A 20,645-nucleotide genomic window follows, 5' to 3' on the forward strand; every position below is an offset into this window, starting at 1 on the left:
TGCTCCAGAAATAAGACAAAGCCTTGATTTCCCCCGCCCAAGGAGGAAGTCAAGGCTTTGTTTGTAGAGTTGTTTAAGGCCAGTTTACTTAAGCCTCACATGGTCTAGCAGCCGCTTGCAGCCTGCCTCCACCAGTTCAAATACATAATCGAATTGCCCCGTATAATAAGGGTCCGGCACATCCGCTACGCCGCGCTCGGGCAGCAGACTCATAAAGGTAAGCACCTCTGCGCTTCCCGCACGCGTGCCGAGAATATCACGCACATCGCGTTCGTTTTTCGTATCCATGCAGACGATAAAGTCAAAATCCACATCATCCTGCTGCGTGAACTGACGCGCCTTCATACCCGCATAGGATATCCCGTTTAAATCAAGCTCCTTGCGTGTGCCTTCATGCGGAGGATGGCCGATATGCCAATCTCCCGTACCCGCGGAGTCTACAATTATTTGATCCGTCAGTCCCGCTTGCTCCACCTTGCTGCGAAAAACAGCTTCCGCCATCGGGGAACGGCAAATATTGCCGAGACAAACAAACAATACTCTTTTCTTCAATTAGGCCTCTCCTTTCTCCTGAACGATTTTCTCCCGCAGCGAGCGACGCGGCAGCTTCCATTTGTAATACACCGACAGCATCCTGAACACAATAATGAGCAAGAACAGGAACAGCAAATCAAGTGTCGAATGAAACCAGCCTTTGCCAATAACCAAACCGCCAAGCATCGCCCAAACGGCATAAATTTCATCCCGCAGCACAAGCGGCTTGCGCCCTGCAAGCACATCGCGAATGATGCCGCCGCCTATACCTGTCAGCATAGCCGCTACCATTACGGCGCTAATGGGATGATTCATCTGCGTCGCATACAGCGCGCCCTGAATCGCAAAGGCTGATAAACCGATCGCATCGAAAAAAGCTTCGCTTTTGCGCCACGTATAAATCCATTTAACCGGCAGCAAAAAAGCAATCGTCATTGCGATGAGCGCGATTTTCAGCAAGCTCCCCTGGCTCCAAAGCGACGTGACCGGAACGCCGATAAGCAAATTCCTTATGACCCCTCCGCCAAACGCCGTGACCAGACCTAGCACAAAAACGCCAAGAATGTCGTATTCCTCCTCCATTGCCACAACCGCGCCGCTGACGGCAAAGGCAATGGTGCCGATAATGCTGAATACGCCAAAAATCTCCAAATCCAACGTGTACGCCCCCGCTTCCGTTCTCCCATCCGATGTCATCTATCGAATGGTCTATCCTTTCCCATTTTAGCCCCGACGCTTTCGTAAAGCAACGACATATTTCGTCAATTCGCTGCCGAAATTATACCTGCTACTGGTGCTTCTGCTCAAAGAAACGATATACTAGCAAAAGCGACATGCAGCAAGGTAAAATAGCTGTCGCCGTTTTTTTGCGGCAAAGTTACCGTTTCGAGGGTGAGATATTAGCCCCTTATTAAGGATGTAACTTATACTTGCTTATCTATTGAACAAACTTGTTAGAGAAAGAAGGAAGCGAATATGCCTCAACGAATAGTCATTTGCTCCGGCGGCGAGCTTGGAGACTTTGCGCTGCCGCATTTGCAGCAGGATGCCTTTCGTATTGGCGCCGACCGCGGCGCACTATTTTTGGTGGAGCAGGGATATGCACCGCAGCTTGCAATAGGCGATTTTGATTCCGTAACGGACGAGCAGTTGGCGCTCATACGTTCAGCCAGCAAGGAGCTCATCACCTGTGATCCAGTTTATAAGGATTATACGGATACTGAAATGGCTTTCCGCTATGCGCTGGAGCAAAATCCAGATGAAATTATTTTACTGGGCGCCTTAGGAACTCGCTTTGATCATTCGTTATCGAACGTACAGTTGCTTGTGCTCGCCGAGCAGCGGGGCATTCCCGCCTGTATTATCGACGAACATAACTGTATTACTGTTACTTCCTCTAAACGAGTAATACAGAAAGGGCTTTATTCGAATGTTTCCCTGCTGCCCTTATCTTCTACTGTTTCTGGCATTACATTGAGCGGCTTTCAATACCCTCTGCACAATGCCAGCTTGAAGATCGGCCAATCACTAGGCATAAGCAATGTACTCGCGGAGACGGAAGGAAGCATTTCCATTGATGACGGAATGCTGCTCATTGTCCAAAGCCGTGATTAAGCCATTTTGAGCTGACCGCACAAACATTATTCAAAAGTCTCGGGCTTCATCTCGATAACCAGCCCTTCCACATGCTTGCGGCTGAGCTGTTTGCGGAGCTTGCGGTTTTCCTTGGAATCAAAGACGATACTCATATCATAATCTTCCCCAGGATACAGCTCCGCCCTGCCAATGGACAGCTTAAGCCGCTTTCGATTGAAGGCCAGCTTGCGGCCCTGCACCTGAACAATGACCTCTCCCCGAGCGTCTGCCGGACGAAAAACGACACCCAGTCGCTTCAGCGGATAAATCCATACCGCGTCGCCCACTTGTAAGAGCGGCAAAGCGGTTTTGCCTGCTTCCTCTTCTTTTTTGCTGTTATTTTTCACTTGACCCTTGGCTTGAGCTTCGGTTCGAGCCTCGATTTGCTCTGCTTTAACAGCTGTGCTTCGTTCATCTTGGCCTAGTGTTACGTTCTGCTGACGATTAGCTGCAAGCTGCTCGGCCCGCTGCATTACACGATCTGGCAACCCATATCGACGGGCAATTGCGAAAGCTTGGCTTTCCCCAGCCTCCCCAATGATCAATTGATATAACGGAAGCAAGGTTTTCGGATCAAAAGCCATTCGTGCATTCATACAGCCCTTCGTGCGAGAAGCATATTGCTTAATCTCATTAAAATGGGTCGTTGCCGCCGTCAAAGCTCTTCGATTGTGCAACTCCTCAAGCACGGCTATTGATAGTGCTATGCCTTCGCCTGGATCTGTGCCTGCTGCCAGTTCATCAAGCAGCAGCAAGGAGCGCGGTCCGGCTGACTCCAGCATTTCGCCTAATACACGAATATGCGAGGAGAAGGTGCTTAGCGATTGCTCCAAGCTTTGACCGTCACCTAAATCAGCAATAATCGTGCGAAAAATGCCTAAGCGGCTTCCCTCCCCTGCGGGAACCAGCAGCCCTGACTGAGCGAGCAGCGCGAGCAGGCCGATTGTTTTCAGCGTTGCTGTTTTCCCTCCCGTATTGGGTCCTGTAATAATGAGCTGGCTCCAATTCAGGCCAAGCTCTACATCAAGCGGAACCGCCGACTGGCCAAGCAGCGGGTGACGGGCTTGCGATAATACGATAAGAGGTTCATCTGCTAATTGAAAAGATTGACCAGCGTAGGAACGTGAAAGCTTGCCGCGCGCCATAATGAAATCGAAGGTGGCCATCGCCTCTAAATTGAGCCTAAGCTCAGCTTCATGCGCATCTGCCAAATCGGATAAGCCTGATAAAATAACAGTGCGCTCGCGCTCCTCCTCCGCCTCCCATTGCCGAAGCTCTGCTTGTAAATCGGCAACATCAAGCGGTTCTACGAATAAGGTTTGCCCGCTAGCCGATTCATCCCACACCGTGCCCGGCACCTGCTTGCGCAGCTCGCGCTTCACAGCGATAACAAGCCTGCCGCTTCGTTTACTGATTATCGACTCCTGTAAGGCTGATTTGTATTTGGAAAGCGCCGCTTCCATTTTACGACTGATTTTATCCTCAACTGAATAACGATGCCTGCGAATTTCTGCAAGCGCAGCGCTTGCCTGATCGGTGAGGCTTCCATAGCGAATACAGCGGCTCAGCTCCTCCCGCAGCTCCGGGCAATCATGCATGGAATCTGCATAGCTAGCAATGATTGGTGCAATCGCCCGCTTACTGGCCATATATCTTCTCATTTGCATAACAGATGCAAGCCATGTCTGCAATTGCTCCAGCTCCTGCTCGACATAAATTCGTCCTTTGCCCAGCAGCGCTAGAAAAGGATCAATTCCCTCCATCGCGGATAAAGGAACACTTGCCCCCGAGGCAAGCAATGCGGAGGCTTCCTCTGTCTCCGACAGCCATGCTTGAATTTGCCTGATTTCGATGCTGGGCATATGGCGTTCCGCCAGTAATCGCCCCGCCGGAGAAACCGTGTAGTCGATTAATTGTTCCTTCAATTTGTCATATTCCAAACGCTTTAGCGTAGCTTCATGCATCATTTTCAATCGCTCCTCATTGTAATTGGATGTAATTTCTATTTTGCTGGCGTGCAGATATAGATGGCTATTTACAAAAAAAACAGGAACAGAACGCATGAGCGTTCCATTCCTGTTTTAAACGGCTGCTATACCTGGCCAAACGTTATTCAACCTAACGCAACCGCCCTCTATAAACGGGCAGGATTAGGAAATAACGCAAAAAAACCGTGCTGCAAGAGCACGGTGGTCAGGCCGCTGCCGAATAGCATTCAGGCGGAGTCCACATGTTCTTAACTCTTGGTATCAGACCGCCTATGAAGATATGCTCATAAAAACCTGCCATAACTGCACAAAGCAGCCAGCAAGCTCCTATTCGCCTTCAACGCGTTCTGATCTATCCAATTTATGAGTTAAGAACACCTGTCAACATAAAATAAACCCCTTCCCGAACCATCCAGCCAACAAAATATAATTACAATCTACTTCAAGTACAAGCCTGTTGTCAACCCTTTTGGCTTCCGCCAGCATCCTTATGCTCATGCTCCTTCGGGCCCAGCTGTAGCTTGCTATACCTTCGCTTCCAGAGCCGTCCTTGCAAACTGTACATCAGCCGGAAGTCCATATTCGATATTTAAATCAATGTCGTGAGACATATGCGTAAAAATCGTATGCTTCGGCCGCCAAAGCTGAATCAGCTCCAGCGCTTCCGTTACATCATAAACAGAACGGGTTTCATAGGCAAACGGCTCTTTATAAAAGCTAGTGCCGAGCACCAGCAGATCAAGACCGTGAAGCGGCTGCTGCTGTTCATCAGTCAGCCCAATGGCGTCAGAGCAATAAGCCCATGAACGTTTTTCGAGAGCATGATCAAAGCGAAAAGCATAGGCATAGCCATTTTTGCCGTGATTTATGCGCCAGCTTGTTAGATCCCAGCTGCCAATCCGCATAGCCCCGCCGTCTATCGCATGAAAATCAATTTGCCGCTGCAGCCACGGAAAACGAGCGTTAATATCGCTAATTACCTCAGCAGCTGCAAAAGCCTCGCCCTTCACGTTCAGCCAGCGGCAAGCGTCAGCCCATTCCACTAGTCCGCCGATATGGTCAAAATGGGCATGCGTAATTAATATCCGTCTGACGAAACGCAGGCCTGCCGCCTCCATTTGCCTTCCCCAATCAGGGCCGCAGTCAATCCATACCGTTTCATCAGCTACACCTGCTGGTGACGCTCCTAATTCATCAAGCTGCACAAGAGAACGCAAGCGGCGATTAATGCCTGTGCTTCTCGCTTCTTCACATACCGCGCAGCTGCAATAAACACGCGGAACACCCATGGAATCGCCTGTCCCGCGAAATGTAATACGCATTATAGCGGCAGCAGTGCGACCTGCTCCTGCTGTCGCAGCTGATTAATCATATCGAGCCAAGCTTGAGGTTTATTAGGCAGCGCCTCATAGTAGCCTTCAAGAAAAGTCACGATGAGTAAAGCCGGCAAAAATGCCAAATTCTCATCAGCAGGCAGGAAGCTGAGCTGAAGTCCCGTTACAGCCTGACCCTCATGATCCCAAGACGGATGTACATACGGGAAATCCAATCGGTTATATCCGATATGCGACAATACTTCGCGGCGCACAAATGGATTCATTGGCGTTACACCACCAAATGCATGCTGCTCTTCCTTTTCATATGGGTTATAAATTTCCGCAAACATGCCGATTGATTCTGTGCCGGATTGCTTAGCCAGACGCGCCAAATCCTTTTCCCTGGCACGCAGCAGGAAGCGCCCGATGCCCTTGCCCGCTTGTCCAATAATGGTGAAGTCGGTCATCGCAACGCGCAGCTCAGGGTAATAACGATATTCCGTGGAGCCTACTACTTTGCCGTCTTCTACCGCAACATAAACATGGATACCCGCATCCTCGAGCGGCTCTCTCCACAGCTCATAAGCCAGTACCTCTTCTGGCGGAAAAATCGTTTGAAGCAGCTTATGCAGCTCCGCAAAATAAGGGTCGTCAATCGAAGTAATACGATGATACAGCATAAAATATCCCCTCTCATTATGTACAGGCACTCGATTTAATTAGCAGCAAGAAATGGATTACGCCATTCCATCAAAGCCGCATAGCCGCAAGACTGCTCATCTTCCAAATAATTAGCCGCCACCTCTGTAGGAGTACGGCCGCAGCGCAGCAGAAAAGACAGAACAGGGTCGCTGTATGCTCCAGCAACGACCCCACTAACGTAATTTTCCGGTGTTATTTCGTCTGCATAACGATGGTAGCCGGGCATACGCCCTCCGCCAAGCAGCCTTTTGAGCTGTAAATGTACGACGGTCTCATACATCGTCTGCATCAGCCATTTTCCAATGCCTGACTTTCGATACTCTGGAATTACACAAATATCTACAACATAAAGCGTGTCGCCGCTGCTGTCATGATTGCGAATAAAACCATTATCCGTGATCGCTTCCCAGCTGTGTGAATGTCCATAATGATCCATGTTAACAATAAGGCCTGTCATCGAGCCGATAAGTCTGCCGCCTATTTCAGCACATAGCGCCCCTTCGGGAAAACGGGAAACATGCTCGGTAAGCTGCTCCTTGCTCCACCATAAATCCGAAGGAAATGGTGGCGGGAAGCTTTCGCGCTGCACGTCAATAAGCGCTGCAAAGTCCTGCTCGGAGTAGCGCCGAATGACAGCCTCTACCGGAGCGCCTTCATGATATACATATAATTGTTTACGAATAATGCCACATCCCTTCTGCCAGGGGAAGCTTTAATACCAATCGGTATAAAGATCAGTGCGACGGTCCCGCCACGTTGTAACGGAGCCTGCGCTGCGAACATCTTCAAGCAGCTTCAAATCAAGATCAGCTACAACGAGCATGTCGTCATTAATAATTCCTTCTGCCAAAATGCCGCCCGGCGGAAAGGGGATATCATTGGGCGACAAAATCGCCGCTTGCCCAAAGTTGGCCCGCATAAAATCGACCTTTCGCAGCGAGCCCACTGTCCCTGTCGTCACTACATAAACCTGATTTTCTATCGTGCGTGCATGAGCGCTATAACGAACGCGATAAAAGCCGTGACGATCATCTGTGCAGGATGGGCAGAAAATGACATCTGCCCCTTTTGCTCTCGCCATACGGACGATTTCTGGAAATTCAATATCATAACAGGTCAGCATGGCAATTGTGCCATACGGCGTTTGGAACACTTCCAGACCTTCGCCTGGTGACATCGCCCAATCGCTCACTTCCGTTGGGGTTAGGTGGATTTTCGACTGACGGTCGATCTTTCCATCCGGATGGAACAGATGTGCAACATTGCGAAGCTTGCCGCCTTCCACTTCTACAACATGGGTTCCTGCCACAATGTGCATATTGTATTCCGCCGCGAGCTTGGCGAACAGTTCTTCATAGGCGGCTGTAAAACTCGGGAGTTTGTCAAATGATAATGGCTTGCCGCTGCTGTCACTGATGGACAGCAGCTGCGTTGTAAAAAACTCAGGAAATAAAAGAAACTGTGTGCCGTATTCCGAGGCATTGCGCACATAATGCGCGACCTGCTCAGCAAATTGCTCAAAGGAGCTGATGTCGGCCAATTTGTATTGAACGGCCGCTACTCTATATTTCAAAACCGACCCTCCTACCGTTACTTTCGTTGTTTAAATTGAAGTGTAATCGTCGTACCAATATCCTGCTGACTGAATACATCTACCTTGCCATCATGCAAATCAACTATTCGCTTGGCAATGGAAAGACCAAGCCCCGCACCGCCAGTCGCACGGCTTCTAGCACCGTCGACCCGATAAAAACGTTCAAACAAATGCGGCAGATCACTCTCTGGAATGCCTACGCCTCTATCCTTGACTTCAATCTTGACGATTGTTTTCACTTGGCTCACCGAAACATCAATCGAATCCTTACTATACTTTATGGCATTGTCGAGTAAAATGACGAACAGTTGTTTAATTTTTTCTTTATCGCCATACATTCTGATGATTTTCGAGCTTGTTTTAATCCGAATCGTACGGTGAAACGTTGTTTGCAGCATGCCTGCCAGCTCGTCAATAGCCTGAACGACATCGAACTGCTCCTGCTTCAGCCAATCCTCTTGCTCGGCTTCGGCAAGCGTTAACATTGATTTAGTCAAGTTTTGCATCCGTTTCGCTTCCCGGTCAATCGCTTCAATCGCTTCATCCCGCACTGCGGCATCGTCGCGTCCCCAGCGCTTGAGCATATTGGCATAGCTGGAAATGACCGTTAGCGGCGTCTTAAGCTCATGCGATGCGTCCGCCACAAACTGCTTCTGCTTCTCAAACGTACGATCCAGCCGCTCAATCATTTGATTGAAGGCTCTAATCAACTGCTGCAGCTCCGCTGATTCCTCGTGACTCGTCGTCTCAATAACCCGAAGCTTCCCGCTGCGGTCAATTTCCCGCATCGTCGTGACCATTTGCTGGATTGGTGCTGTCAATCTGGACGTAAACCAATACGTACCGAATATGGCAAACAAAATTGCCCCTGCACTCGTTACCGTGAGAGCAGCCACTAAAATCTGCAAATAATTATCAAGCTCGTTGAGAACTCTGTTAATTTCCAGCATTCCGACGATTTCGGTCCCATCATACAGCGGAACGCGCGTATACAAAATACGCTCGCCGCCCTTTGAAATCATCCCCGTGTCATGTTGATTTTCAAAAGCTGCTGGAAGACCCAGCAGCACAGGATCCGAGCCTGTAATATTGACGACCTTGCTATCTGGCTGCACAATACGAATCATTTCATTCACATTATAATATTCACTTAGCAAATCCGAATTGTTTAGCCCTTTGCCGCTTTGGATTTGCGGATTTTCCAGCATGAGATTGACTTTGTTCGCGATGACGCGCTCTTCGCTTTCTGTCGTAATTTTTATGACATAAAAATAAACGAAAATATTAAACAAAATCAAAATAAAGATGAGCCAGAATATCGTGAAAAGCGTAAATCGTTTACGCAGCGTCATGCGTCAGGCTCCTTGACCATATAACCAACACCCCGAACCGTATGAATGAGCTTGTGACGATAGCCTTTATCCAGCTTTTGCCGCAAGTAACGGATGTATACATCGACCAGATTCGTCTCGCCGATAAAATCATATCCCCACACTTCAGAGAGGATATCTTCACGGGATTTCTCTTCATTTTTGTTTTCAACCAAATAAACGAGCAATTCAAATTCTCGCGGCGTCAGCTCGATAATAATATCTTTTCGGAAAACTTTGCGCGTACGCAGTTCAATCGTCAAATCGCCTACCTTAATCATATCCGAGCCTTCGGATTCACGGGGGTTTTGCTGGAATATGCGTAAAATATTGCGAACGCGCGCCAGGAGCTCCTCCATGGCAAACGGCTTCGTAATATAATCGTTAGCTCCATGCTCAAAGCCGCTAACTTTATCGGGAACCGTATCTCTCGCTGTAAGCAAAATAACGGGAACCGTGTTGCCCGCCTGTCGCAGACGGCGCAGAACTTCAATACCATTAAGCTCCGGGAGCATGACATCCAGCAGCACAAGCTCCCACTCCCCTGACGATGCCATTTCATAGCCTGTCCGTCCGTCCAAAGCCGTGCCTACTGTATAACCTTCATGCTCAAGCTCAAGCTGTAAAATGCGGGAGATGCCTGCTTCATCTTCTACTACCAGGACACGTTCTTTCATCTTAAGCGTTCACCTACCTTAGCAAATAATCCTGCGTGGACACGTTTTGTACTAATCATAAAGGAATCTTCGATTCAAATGCAAGCAAGCCGGACTACTGCCGCTTGCAGTCCGGCTTGCTCATTTTCCTAAAGCGTTACCCGTTTAATTTTGGGCTTGCAGGGACCAGCTTTCGACATCCCAAGTTTTCGTAACCCAATCCTCATAAAAATCAGGCTCGTGGGACACGAGAACGACGGTGCCTTTGAAAACGCTAAGCGCGCGCTTTAACTCAGCTTTTGCAATGACATCCAAATGGTTCGTCGGCTCATCGAACAAAATCCAGTTACTTTCGCGCAGCATCAGCTTGCAAAGACGCACCTTCGCCTGCTCACCGCCGCTCAATTGGTTGAGCGCCCGCGTAATATGCTCATTTTTCAAGCCGCAACGGGCAAGTGCTCCACGAACTTCACTTTGCGTCATATGCGAAAATTCATTCCATACATCATCCAGCGGCGTCATCGTTGGCGCCTTTGCTTCCTGCTCGAAATAAGCCGGGTGCAAATAATCGCCGCGATAAACTTTACCGTCAAGCGCTGGAACGACGCCGAGAATCGTTTTAAGCAGCGTTGATTTGCCGACACCGTTACAGCCTACGATTGCAATTTTGTCACCACGCTCGATCAGCATGTTCATCTTAGGCAGCAGCGGTTTATTATAGCCAATAGACAGCCCTTCCGCCTCGAATACCGTTTTGCCGCTCGTACGGGCCTCTCTAAAACCAAAGGTCGGCTTAGCTGCCTCCTCCGGCTTGTCGATGCGATCAATCCGGTCAAGCTGCTTCTCACGGCTCTTGGCCCTTCCAGAGGTCGAAGCACGCGCTTTATTGCGCGAAATAAAGTCTTCCTGCTTCTTGATATACTCCTTCTGCTTCTCATAAGCGTCAATATGCTGGGCTTTGTTCATATCTGCCATCTCAAGGAACTTCTCATAGTTGGCGGAATAACGGGTCAGCTTGGAAAACTCCAGATGGTAAATAATATCAACCACTTGATTCATAAAGCCCGTATCATGGGAAATCAGAACAAACGCATAAGGGTACGACTTCAAATAGCTCGTGAGCCAATTAATATGCTCTTCATCCAAATAGTTCGTAGGCTCATCGAGCAATAAGACCGTCGGCTTCTCAAGAAGCAGCTTGGCTAGCAAAACCTTCGTCCGTTGTCCGCCGCTGAGCGCCGTTACGTCGCGTTCAAGCCCAATCGCATTCAGCCCTAGACCATTGGCCATCTCATCAACCTTGACATCGATTAAATAGAAGTCGCCCATTTCCAGCTCTTCCTGAATTTCACCCATCCGTTCCAGCAGCTGCTCAAGTGTATCTGGATCAGCATCGCCCATTTGCAACGCAATATCATTCAATTCCTGCTCAAGCAGCAGCATTGGTGCAAATGCATCCTTCAGCACATCCCGAATCGACTTGCCCGGCGTTAGTTTTGTATGCTGATCTAGATAGCCGTAGCGGACGCGTGGTGTCCATTCTACTTTGCCCTCATCCTTAAGCAGCTTTCCGGTCAAAATGTTCATCATTGTCGATTTTCCCGTTCCATTGGCGCCTACAAGACCAACATGCTCGCCAGCCAACAGGCGGAACGATACGTTTTTGAACAAAACGCGGTCGCCAAACGTATGGGATAATTGCTCTACTGTTAATAAACTCATTTCTTCTTAGCTCCATTCATGCACTTGTTTATGGCATCGTATGAAAACGCCCGCATCACTTGGCCTTTTCGGCGTTTGTGTCGGTACGCAATACTTGTCGTTTTTAAGGTTATATATGTTTATGCCCGATCTATTGTACCACAAGAGCTGCTCCGTTGTGCAAAATTTCAATGTGGGCTTTGTCGCTTCAGCCCGCTGCTGCCGTGAGTTGGACAAAGGAAGTTAGGCCGACTGGCTCCAGCGGCAGCCTCATTTCCCGTTACGCTTTTTCACCATTTGGCCAATGAACTCAAGCAGCGGATTAAATGCCTGCTTCATAGACTTGCCAAGCCGTTTGTCTTCCGTCACCCATTTGCCGCTCCAAAGCCCATTAAGCCATTCAGCTGCTGGCAGCATAGGCAGCACTGCTATTGGCCGCTCTGGCAGTAATTGCAGCCACTGCTCTCGTTCCATGAAGCGGTTATCCTTATTCGCCAGCCATAAGAAACGCCCATCCTGAGCCTTGAGCTTCTGCTGGAGCGTTTGGAGACGGCGCAGCTGGGGCTGCTGCCATTTTGCCGGAAAAGGATCGGCCACAATACAAAGCAGTTGACACCGAGACAGCCACTCGCCTGCTGTATGCTCATTGAAGCTTGAAAAATCGACGATTTTCACTCCGTGATGCTGCCGATTCATAAAAAGCTCCCATTTTTCCAAGTCGTATACTTCTGGCTCAATACGGACTGGCTTTTGGGCAAGCCATTGAATAGCGCCTTCCTGCCAAGTCCAATAATTTCCGAATGCGAGCCTTCCGTTAGCATATTGAGAGGGCAGGAGTGCATGCCATTCCGACGGATTGCTTGGAAATTCGGCTGCAATGCAGCTTACTCCCCTTTGTCCAAGCAGCTTGGCTAACGTAATAGCGGCAAAAGTCGCTCCAGCTCCGGGTGACAATGACATTAGGGCAATCGTTACGCCATTTGCAGCTGCTTTAACGTGACCTTGACTACTGGGGCAGCCGAATGTCGGCCTGACATGATCGCCACCCGCGATTTGAACGATTGCCAGCAGCTCGCGCTCAACTTGCTCCATATTTGCGGTGCGTTCCACGAGTTGATAGGCGAGCATTCCGCTAAGCACATTAGCCAACATAAGAGAGCCCGCTGTATTCATTTGACCCTTCCATTGAAAATGAGACTCTAGCCGTGGAACAACGGGCTGGGGCTGATACAGCTCACCCCCGCTTGCCAAATAATAAAGCAGTGCTCCAAGTCCATATACATCCGTTCGGGAATCACTTTGGCTGCTGCCTTGATACTGTTCAGGAGCTGCAAAGCCTGGTGTACCAAGCTTTTGTGTATCTTGTCCTCCCCTTGCTCTAACCTGCCTTGCAATGCCAAAATCAATTAGACGTAAGTGACCGCCCCCGCCCTCCAGCATGACATTGGACGGTTTTACATCCCGATGAATGATTTGCGGCCATTGACGGTGCAAATAGTTAAGTGCCGAACACAGCTGGAGCCCAAGCTGAACCACTTCGAGCAGCAGCATTTGACCCTGTCGTTTTTGAAATTGTACCGCAAGCGTTTCTCCATGAATGAAGTCCATCACAACCGCATAAACAGAATGTTTATGTATCGGAAAAGCATCCACAATATGAGGAAGGTTCGGATGATTTAACCGCACCAGCATGCCCGCCTCCGCGGTAACGCAATGAGCTTTCTCCACTCCCTCCGCTACCGATAACGGAGTAATTTTAATTGCCCGCAGCTTGCCTTGGAGCTTGCGGTCTTCCACCGCATATACGATGCCCATTCCACCCTTGCCCAGCACCCGAATAACGGCATAGCGCTCTGCTATTATTGAACCCGCCTCCCAAAGCGGGAGTTCATGCACTTCTTCACAGATTACTTCGTTTCTTTCCATGTAAGCCACCCTTCCCTATAAATGCAAAAAATCCCGACTGGACAGACGAATCTCGTTCGTCTTCCAGCCGGGATGCTTTCCCGCTTATCGTTTAAAATAATAGTAAGCTTTATTCTAACGCTGATTATATCATGCGGGCATCTAAAAAAGAATGATGATTTGTGTAATATTCGCTATGAGATTATTACAATCTGCCCGCATATCCCGCATTAATCTCCTGAATAATCTGGTCGCCGCCAAGCTGCTTCCAGCGTTCTACTTCCTTATCGAACCCTTGCTCATCTAGCAAGCCGAGAATAAAAGAGTTGGTCGCGTTTTGAATAATAATATTCAGCTCTCCTCCACGTTCATTCGCAGTTGGTGAATCAAGCGATGCGGCAGGGTTGACGACGAGAAAGCTGCGATTATCCTCTGTCAAGCGGTCGCTTTTTTCCCTAAGCGGATCGCCCTGCGGACGAATAGCAAGCGCTCTGACCCCCATCAGTGAAATAAGCGGCCGTACCTCCTGCTCCCATCGCTCGCTTTCATTGGAGAGCAGCTCTACCATATCACCATTTTCCAGCTTATAGTGAATGCCTTCAACGCCATAATTCAGCATATAGATGAGCTCTGGGTCAGCAAGTCGGTTAAAAAATTCAAGAATGCGCAGCAGCTCAGCCTCGGTTTTCACCTGTGATTTTGGGAATACGAATATGCCGTTATGTCCCGCCTGCGACCATACATGCGGCTTGCCGTCAGGCCCGTTGATCCGGTTCACCAAATCAATTTCTGCTTTGGGATTGCTTTGAATAAGCGACTTATATAAATTACGTCCATCATCCATGTTTCCTATATAAACACCCGCACGCCCCTTGGTAAATTCCTCCCATTGCTGCTGCTTGCTCGTCACCGCAAACTGCTCATTCATCAATTTGCCTTCATACAGCTCCCGCATAAATTTCATCGTATCTTTATAAGCGCTGAACATAAATGCAGGCCGCAGCTCTCCCCCCATCCAGCCCCAATCATTAGGTGCGCCAAAATAAGAGGCCAGCGTTTGAAAAGCGCCAAACTTCAAATCATTGCGATCCGTTAGGCCGTAGGTATCATTTATGCCATTGCCATCAGGATCATTTTTCGTGAACGCCTCCATCATTTTATAAAGGCTTTCCAGATCCGTTGGAGCTTCCAGCTTCAGCTGGTCAAGCCAATCCTTGCGGTAGATGATACCCTGACGGGATAAGTCTCGCTCCCGATAGATGCCATATATTTTGTTGTCAATTGATGTATTTTGCAATATCGTTTTGTCCATTGCGTGCAAATTTGAAAATTGGGATAAATAGGGACCAATTTCCCAAAAAGCACCGGCACGCACCGCGCTCAAAAAAGCCGAATTCCGAATATCCTGAATCGTGACAATTTTGGTAAGCGCATCTGAAGCAAGCGCAATGTTCAGCTTATCCTCCTTCATCGCATCAGCAACCCAAATAATGGATAGCTTCGTGCCCGTCGCTTCCTCAATATGCTCCAGCACAACATCGGATGGCGGGCTGTCCGTATATTGAACGGCTGTCCACGTTAAAGCAAGCGGAGCTTCCTTGCTCTGGGCGGCCGCACTCTCATCTAGCTGTTGGCAGGAAACCATTACTACAGCTGCTCCGCATACGAAGGCCGTTAAAAACGATTTTGCGCAGTGATGGATCTGTCTCTTCACAAAATTCATAGGCAACTTGACCCACTTTCTGGTATAATACCCTAGTAATTATTGTTTGCGAAGCAGTGCAGCGTATGGCTCGCAATCATTATGGAGGAGATATGATGGCAGCCCCACCTAATCGGTATTTTTTGCGCATTTTGCTGTTCGGCTTTCTTGTTAGTTCCGTACCTGTTATTATTGTTGGACTATTTTCCTACATGAAATCCTCCGACACCATTCAACGAAATGTAAACGCATCCAAGCTGTTGCAGTTGGAGCAAATGCAAATGAATGTGGAGCAGGTCATGCGTACGGTGGACCATTCCATGACGTATTTCGTCAATTCGTCTTTTTTGAAGTCCGCCATGCTGGAACCGCTTAATGTGGAACAATTTCAATTATTTAACCAAATCAAACAAGAAGTCAACCATTTACAAACATTTGATACAGGAATAGAAAATATTATTTTATTAAGTACTCGGGAAAATTGGTATATTGACAATTCCGGCCTATATCGGCTGAGTGAATTAGACAAGAAAGACCAGCTGCTTCAATATAAGGAGCTGCCCTTCGATTCGCAATGGATTACAGAGCCCGTCAGCAATACCGTGCTGCTTGGTCAATCCTCAAGCCGTTGTACATACGGCATCAGTCTCGTGAAGAAGCTGCCGCTAACGGCTTCAACCAAAAATGGACTTGCGGTGTCAACGATACCTTCCTGCTATTTGAACGAGCTGCTTTCCTTTGACAAAAATAGCGAAGCTGTGCTCGTATTTAATGATAAAGGCGAGCTGCTGTTTGGACAAAATGAAGAACTGCTGCCATCTGATGGCCTATTCACTGCCCTTTACCAGGACATTAGCGAATCGGACTCCGTTCTTGCCCAATTCGATACGCAGCTTGAAGGGACAGACTATACGGTATCCTACCGCAAGTCTGATTATAATGGATGGACCTATGCTTCTATTACATCGCTCGAATCTTTGTCGAAGCAATCCCGTGCCATCGGTTGGTTTACTGTGTTTATTTGCCTAGCCCTGCTTGCTATTACGCTGCTTGTGACCTGGTTCGGCTCTCAACGCCTGTACAGGCCGATTGAGCAGCTGTTTGTGAGCGTCTTTCAGCTGTTCCCGTCCAAGCACGATAAGCCAAGCAGCGACGGCTTCGTCTATATTGCTGATCAAATTCGACATGTCATTCGCGAGAAAAGCGAACTTGAAAGCACAATGAACAATCAGATTGACAGCCTGCGGACGTTGTTCATGATGGAGCTGTACCAAGGAAAAAGCAACAGCCGAACGATTGAAGAGCGGCTCAAGACGCTTTCCTTGCCTGCGGCATTCAAAGGCTATGCGATTATGACGCTGCGCATTGATTTTTTTGAAGGGACGAGCTATTCGAAGGGCGATACCGATTTACTCCTGTTCGCCGTAAATAATATTGTGGAGGAATTGGTTGATGCAAGCGATAGGCTGGCACCTATCGTCTACGAACAGTCGCAAATTACACTTCTGCTGAACCGTGAGCATAACCTGGATACTTTTTTTGCCCAATTGGTTCCATTGGCAGAGCAAATTGCACACACCGTAAAGGAAGTGCTGAATTTGTCCGTCAGCTTCGGCTTTAGCGGCTACCATGACAAGCTCAAGTCAGCGGGCACTGCGCTTGAGGAAAGTATGGAGGCTTATAAGCATCTTAAGCGGTTTGGCGACTCCTCGGCGATGTTTTACCGGGATCTGCCTCAAAAGCTGAGCTTCAATACATCTTATCCCGTACGCTTGCAGACGGAGCTAAATGACGCTATCAAGCTTGGAGATCGCGCCAAAAGCGACGAAGCGCTGGCGGAGCTATTCGAAGCGGTGTTTAAGCAGCAGCTGAGCGCCCATGATTTTGAGCTGACGACTGCAAGGCTGTTGATTGATTTGATTCATCTGTCCCAGTCGCTCGGCATTCACGAGATGGAGCTTGGCGACCACTCATCCTTATTTGAATATTTGTTCAAGCCGCATTCTCCGAGAGAGGTTCGCAGCTGGTTTCTTCAAAACATCGTGGAACCGATTATTGTAGCGGTAGAGGAGCGAACCAATTCGCAGTATAAAAATATTTCTGAGGAGATCATTCATATGATTCACCAGCAATATGACCAGGAGCTTACGCTAGAGGCCATTGCGGCGAGCATGCACTACAATGCGAACTATGTCAGCAGCGTATTCCGCAAAGAAACAGGAACCTCCTTCAGCGAATATTTGGCTGCGCATCGTCACCGCATCGCGCTTGGTCTGCTACAGGATACCAATATTTCGGTCAAGGAAATTTCCGAGCGGCTGCAATACACGAATCCACAAAATTTCATTCGTTCCTTCCGCAAGCTCGAAGGAACAACTCCCGGCAAATACCGGGAGCAGCATCAGCCGGGATAGCCATCTACGGCTCCCCGGCTTAATTACCTATTCCTGCTGCGCTTGAACTGGCAGCAAATTAAGTACGCCATCCAGCTCCACACAAGCCAGAACGAAGGCCCCCACACCGTGCAAATCGTTTTCGCTTGTTGGGCGCGTCACATAGTTGCGATAATCCCCTGCTGACGTTCCGATGCAGATACCGCTTACAATTAATCCCAACTCATCGGAATGCAGCGTACGGAGCAGCCCCTCATACCCTTTTATCGCTATCTCCGAATAAGCTTTCGAAATACACCCATGCTTAATTGCTTTCGCTATCGTGTATAGAAAGAGGCAAGTGCACGAGGTTTCCAGCCAATTGTCCTCCCGCTCGCCTTTATTGACAACCTGATACCAAAGACCGCTTTTATTATCCTGAAACTCGGTGAGCGCTTCAACAAGGGCCGCGACCTCCAGCTCGATAGCTACTCTGCCGGAATGTGTTGCCGGCAGTACATCGAGAAAATCAACAAGCGCCATGCCATACCAACCGAGTGAGCGGCCCCAAAACTCTGGTGAGCAGCCCGTCTCCGGGTTAGCCCACGGCATGCTTCGCGTCTCATCCCACGCATGATACAGCAATCCTGTCCGAGTATCCTTCATACGCCGATTCATTAATCGCTCCTGCTTGAGGGCCATATCCAGCAGCTCAGGCTTGTCATATTTCGCACCATAGAGCATTGCGAATACACCGCCCATATAGAGGCCATCCAGCCACATTTGATACGGATATTTATCCTTATGCCAGAAGCCTCCCTCCGAAGTCTGATTGAGTGTCCCGAACAGTCCGAGCAGACGATCTGCCGCAAGGCGATACCGCGGATCGTCAAACTGCTCATCCAGCGTAAACAAAATCAGCCCGGCCATTATTGCATCCAACTCGTCGCGATCAAACGTCAAATTCCCATATGGATCAATTAAGGCATCCGCATAACTTTTAATATAAAGCAAATAGCGCTCGTCGCCATTTTGCTCCCATACCTTGAGCATACCATACAAAAATACGCCTTGATGGTAATGCCAGCGGTTTGCTGGAGGCAAGTCATGTGCCTCTGGAAATCTCGCTATTAAGGAATCGCAAGCAGCAACTCCCCATTCCAGCGCTAACGCATCACGTTCACGCATTGCTTCAGCTAATTGGGATAGACTCATTTGACTTCAACCTCTCTTCATATAGGATACAAGGAGGATAGCTCGTGAACCCCCGAAGGGAAGGGTCTGCAAGCAGACTACCCCTTCACCGAGCCCAATAATGCGCCTTTATCAAAATACTTTTGTAAAAATGGATAGACCAGCAGTACCGGAACCGTTGCTACTACGATAACGGCCATTTTAATCGTCTGATCTGGAGGCGTAACGAAATCACCCGAGAAGCCCGAAGAATCCGCCGTCAAACCGCTTGCCAGAATGACAATTTGCCGCAATAAAACTTGAATCGGCCACTTATCGGCACTGTCAATGTACAAAATCGCCGGCAAATACGTGTTCCAATACGTTACGGCATAAAAGAGGGAAATCGTTGCAATCGCCGGCATGGAGAGCGGGATCACAATACGGAATAAAATACCCCAGTCGTTGCAGCCGTCAATTTTAGCCGACTCCTCCAACCCATCCGGCAAACTTTGAAAGAAGCTGCGCAAAATAATCAGATTAAACGCATTAATAGCAGTCGGCACAATAAGCGCCGCATAGCTGTCGATCATGCCTAGCGACTTGACGACGATGAAGGTCGGTATCATCCCGCCACTGAACAGCATCGTAAACACAATCATAAACATGATCTGCTTGCGACCAACCAAATCACGTCGGGACAAGCCATAGGCCATCAGCGACGTAAGTATCATGCTGAATAGCGTACCAAAGCCAGTAACCCCAATCGAAACTAGCATACTGCGAAAAATGGTGTTCGTTGAGAAAATATAGGCATACGCATCCCAGCTAATTTTCGTCGGGAATAGGACGAATCGCTTTTGTGCAAGCTCATCAACTGTCGTTAGCGATCCAGCAATAATATGCAGAAAAGGAAGAATTGTCACTAACGCAACTAAAAATAATATTACATAGACAGCACCATCAAATAAGCGGCCGCCAATCGTTTTGTCATGCACCATAATAGCTTTTCCTCCTCAAGATGTTGCTTCGGCGGCAAACGTAGAGCTTAATATACGCCCTCTTCGCCGAATTTTTTGGCCAGCCAGTTCGCGGACATTACCAGTACTAAACCGACGAAGGATTTGAAGAAGCCTACCGCGGTGCTATAGCTGAACTGCCCTTGTTTAAGCCCCGCTGTATACACATACGTATCAAAGATTTCCGCCACATTCCGGTTCATCGCGTTAAGCAGCAAATACACATGCTCAAATCCTAGCTCCAGGACGTCGCCAATTTTCAAAATGAGCAGGATTACAATAACGCTGCGGATCGACGGCAATGTAATATGCCAAATTTGGCGGAAACGGTTGGCACCGTCCATCCGCGAAGCCTCGTACAGCTGTGGATCAATGGCAGCAATAGCTGCGAGATACACAATGGTTCCCCAGCCAGCTTCACGCCAGATGACCTGTAAAATGTACATCGGCCGGAACCATTCATCACTTAGCAGAAAGTTGATTTTCTGCATGCCCATTGCATCAAGGCCTTCATTAATCATACCGCCATCCATCGTAACCATAACGAAGGAGATCGAAACGATAATAACCCAAGACATGAAATGCGGAATGTAGACAATGGTCTGTACAAAACGCTTGAAAGCTTGCAGTCTTACTTCATTTAATAAGATCGCTAAAATAATAGGGACGGGGAAGAAGAAAATTAAGTTCATCAGAAACAAAACGATCGTATTGCGGAAAATCGTCCAAAACATCGGTTCGGTAAACAGACGCTGATAATGCTTGAAGCCGACCCAATCACTTCCGAGAATACCGTCGTATGGACGGTATTCCTGGAAGGAGATCACAAGCCCCCACATAGGGAAGTATTTGAATAAGACGAAATACAGCAGTCCCGGCAAAATCATGAGGTAAATTGCTTTATTTTTCAATATACGCCGGCGAAGATCATGCTTCTTCATGTCCGGCTTAACGGCTGCTACTGCTGACGCTGAGTTG

At 48.5% G+C, this 20,645-nt stretch carries 17 protein-coding genes; 2 read left to right on the forward strand and 15 right to left on the reverse strand.

Annotation, left to right across the window (positions count from 1 at the left end; translation table 11 throughout):
- Positions 1 to 84: 84 nt before the first annotated feature.
- Positions 85 to 501, reverse strand: a complete 417-nt coding sequence (locus tag V5J77_RS14105; RefSeq protein ID WP_338556787.1) for a low molecular weight protein-tyrosine-phosphatase — start codon at positions 499 to 501, stop codon at positions 85 to 87.
- Positions 502 to 552: 51 nt separating this feature from the next.
- Complete coding sequence (locus V5J77_RS14110; protein WP_338551480.1) at positions 553 to 1,230, reverse strand: trimeric intracellular cation channel family protein; 678 nt, start codon at positions 1,228 to 1,230, stop codon at positions 553 to 555.
- Between the two features lie 279 nt (positions 1,231 to 1,509).
- On the opposite strand from V5J77_RS14110, the gene V5J77_RS14115 reads away from it, so the two are divergent.
- Positions 1,510 to 2,148 carry a thiamine diphosphokinase gene (locus tag V5J77_RS14115; protein WP_338551481.1) on the forward strand — a complete coding sequence of 213 codons (639 nt, stop codon included), beginning with the start codon at positions 1,510 to 1,512 and terminating at the stop codon, positions 2,146 to 2,148.
- A gap of 26 nt (positions 2,149 to 2,174) precedes the next feature.
- Here the strand turns inward: V5J77_RS14115 and V5J77_RS14120 are convergent, their stop codons facing one another.
- From V5J77_RS14120 to V5J77_RS14165, 10 genes are all read right to left on the reverse strand, one after another.
- A complete protein-coding gene (locus V5J77_RS14120) occupies positions 2,175 to 4,136 on the reverse strand; it encodes a DNA mismatch repair protein MutS (protein WP_338551482.1) in 1,962 nt (653 codons plus the stop codon).
- Positions 4,137 to 4,681: 545 nt separating this feature from the next.
- A complete protein-coding gene (locus V5J77_RS14125) occupies positions 4,682 to 5,482 on the reverse strand; it encodes an MBL fold metallo-hydrolase (RefSeq protein WP_338556789.1) in 801 nt (266 codons plus the stop codon).
- A complete protein-coding gene (locus V5J77_RS14130; RefSeq protein WP_338551483.1) occupies positions 5,479 to 6,153 on the reverse strand; it encodes a GNAT family N-acetyltransferase in 675 nt (224 codons plus the stop codon). The genes V5J77_RS14125 and V5J77_RS14130 overlap by 4 nt, the downstream gene beginning before the upstream one ends.
- A 35-nt stretch (positions 6,154 to 6,188) precedes the next feature.
- A complete protein-coding gene (locus tag V5J77_RS14135) occupies positions 6,189 to 6,860 on the reverse strand; it encodes a GNAT family N-acetyltransferase (RefSeq protein WP_338556791.1) in 672 nt (223 codons plus the stop codon).
- A 27-nt stretch (positions 6,861 to 6,887) separates the two neighbouring features.
- A complete protein-coding gene (locus tag V5J77_RS14140; RefSeq protein WP_338551484.1) occupies positions 6,888 to 7,748 on the reverse strand; it encodes a carbon-nitrogen hydrolase family protein in 861 nt (286 codons plus the stop codon).
- Positions 7,749 to 7,765: 17 nt separating this feature from the next.
- On the reverse strand, positions 7,766 to 9,121 hold the full coding sequence (locus V5J77_RS14145) for a HAMP domain-containing histidine kinase (protein WP_338551485.1): 1,356 nt from the start codon (positions 9,119 to 9,121) through the stop codon (positions 7,766 to 7,768).
- A complete protein-coding gene (locus tag V5J77_RS14150; RefSeq protein ID WP_338551486.1) occupies positions 9,118 to 9,816 on the reverse strand; it encodes a response regulator transcription factor in 699 nt (232 codons plus the stop codon). Before V5J77_RS14150 ends, V5J77_RS14145 begins: the two co-directional genes overlap by 4 nt.
- A gap of 144 nt (positions 9,817 to 9,960) precedes the next feature.
- Positions 9,961 to 11,517 carry an ABC-F family ATP-binding cassette domain-containing protein gene (locus V5J77_RS14155; protein WP_338551487.1) on the reverse strand — a complete coding sequence of 519 codons (1,557 nt, stop codon included), beginning with the start codon at positions 11,515 to 11,517 and terminating at the stop codon, positions 9,961 to 9,963.
- Positions 11,518 to 11,766: 249 nt separating this feature from the next.
- Positions 11,767 to 13,422 (reverse strand): serine/threonine-protein kinase, encoded by a 1,656-nt coding sequence (locus V5J77_RS14160; RefSeq protein ID WP_338551488.1) that lies wholly within the window; start codon positions 13,420 to 13,422, stop codon positions 11,767 to 11,769.
- Positions 13,423 to 13,606: 184 nt separating this feature from the next.
- Complete coding sequence (locus tag V5J77_RS14165; protein WP_338551489.1) at positions 13,607 to 15,124, reverse strand: extracellular solute-binding protein; 1,518 nt, start codon at positions 15,122 to 15,124, stop codon at positions 13,607 to 13,609.
- Positions 15,125 to 15,216: 92 nt separating this feature from the next.
- Between V5J77_RS14165 and V5J77_RS14170 the strand changes: the two genes are divergently transcribed.
- The gene (locus V5J77_RS14170; protein ID WP_338551490.1) at positions 15,217 to 17,517 is read left to right on the forward strand and encodes a helix-turn-helix domain-containing protein; all 2,301 of its coding nucleotides are present in this window, start codon (positions 15,217 to 15,219) and stop codon (positions 17,515 to 17,517) included.
- 27 nt (positions 17,518 to 17,544) lie between these two features.
- Here V5J77_RS14170 and V5J77_RS14175 read toward each other — a convergent pair whose 3' ends face one another.
- The 3 genes from V5J77_RS14175 to V5J77_RS14185 all read right to left on the reverse strand — a co-directional run bounded on the left by V5J77_RS14175 (position 17,545) and on the right by V5J77_RS14185 (position 20,608).
- Complete coding sequence (locus tag V5J77_RS14175; protein WP_338551491.1) at positions 17,545 to 18,690, reverse strand: glycoside hydrolase family 88 protein; 1,146 nt, start codon at positions 18,688 to 18,690, stop codon at positions 17,545 to 17,547.
- A gap of 77 nt (positions 18,691 to 18,767) precedes the next feature.
- Positions 18,768 to 19,649 (reverse strand): carbohydrate ABC transporter permease, encoded by an 882-nt coding sequence (locus V5J77_RS14180; RefSeq protein ID WP_338551492.1) that lies wholly within the window; start codon positions 19,647 to 19,649, stop codon positions 18,768 to 18,770.
- Positions 19,650 to 19,696: 47 nt separating this feature from the next.
- Positions 19,697 to 20,608, reverse strand: a complete 912-nt coding sequence (locus tag V5J77_RS14185) for a sugar ABC transporter permease (RefSeq protein ID WP_338556793.1) — start codon at positions 20,606 to 20,608, stop codon at positions 19,697 to 19,699.
- Positions 20,609 to 20,645: the final 37 nt, after the last annotated feature.

Source organism: Paenibacillus sp. KS-LC4, from assembly GCF_036894955.1.
Taxonomy (GTDB): domain Bacteria; phylum Bacillota; class Bacilli; order Paenibacillales; family Paenibacillaceae; genus Pristimantibacillus.

Excerpts from the sequence above, each read along its gene's own strand:
- V5J77_RS14170 (WP_338551490.1), top strand. The coding sequence starts at position 15,217 with ATGATGGCAGCCCCACCTAATCGGTATTTTTTGCGCATTTTGCTGTTC.
- V5J77_RS14175 (WP_338551491.1), bottom strand. The coding sequence starts at position 18,690 with ATGAGTCTATCCCAATTAGCTGAAGCAATGCGTGAACGTGATGCGTTA.
- V5J77_RS14155 (WP_338551487.1), bottom strand. The coding sequence starts at position 11,517 with ATGAGTTTATTAACAGTAGAGCAATTATCCCATACGTTTGGCGACCGC.
- V5J77_RS14120 (WP_338551482.1), bottom strand. The coding sequence starts at position 4,136 with ATGATGCATGAAGCTACGCTAAAGCGTTTGGAATATGACAAATTGAAG.
- V5J77_RS14165 (WP_338551489.1), bottom strand. The coding sequence starts at position 15,124 with ATGAATTTTGTGAAGAGACAGATCCATCACTGCGCAAAATCGTTTTTA.
- V5J77_RS14145 (WP_338551485.1), bottom strand. The coding sequence starts at position 9,121 with ATGACGCTGCGTAAACGATTTACGCTTTTCACGATATTCTGGCTCATC.
- V5J77_RS14150 (WP_338551486.1), bottom strand. The coding sequence starts at position 9,816 with ATGAAAGAACGTGTCCTGGTAGTAGAAGATGAAGCAGGCATCTCCCGC.
- V5J77_RS14180 (WP_338551492.1), bottom strand. The coding sequence starts at position 19,649 with ATGGTGCATGACAAAACGATTGGCGGCCGCTTATTTGATGGTGCTGTC.
- V5J77_RS14130 (WP_338551483.1), bottom strand. The coding sequence starts at position 6,153 with ATGCTGTATCATCGTATTACTTCGATTGACGACCCTTATTTTGCGGAG.
- V5J77_RS14115 (WP_338551481.1), top strand. The coding sequence starts at position 1,510 with ATGCCTCAACGAATAGTCATTTGCTCCGGCGGCGAGCTTGGAGACTTT.
- V5J77_RS14105 (WP_338556787.1), bottom strand. The coding sequence starts at position 501 with ATGGCGGAAGCTGTTTTTCGCAGCAAGGTGGAGCAAGCGGGACTGACG.
- V5J77_RS14160 (WP_338551488.1), bottom strand. The coding sequence starts at position 13,422 with ATGGAAAGAAACGAAGTAATCTGTGAAGAAGTGCATGAACTCCCGCTT.
- V5J77_RS14185 (WP_338556793.1), bottom strand. The coding sequence starts at position 20,608 with ATGAAGAAGCATGATCTTCGCCGGCGTATATTGAAAAATAAAGCAATT.
- V5J77_RS14110 (WP_338551480.1), bottom strand. The coding sequence starts at position 1,230 with ATGACATCGGATGGGAGAACGGAAGCGGGGGCGTACACGTTGGATTTG.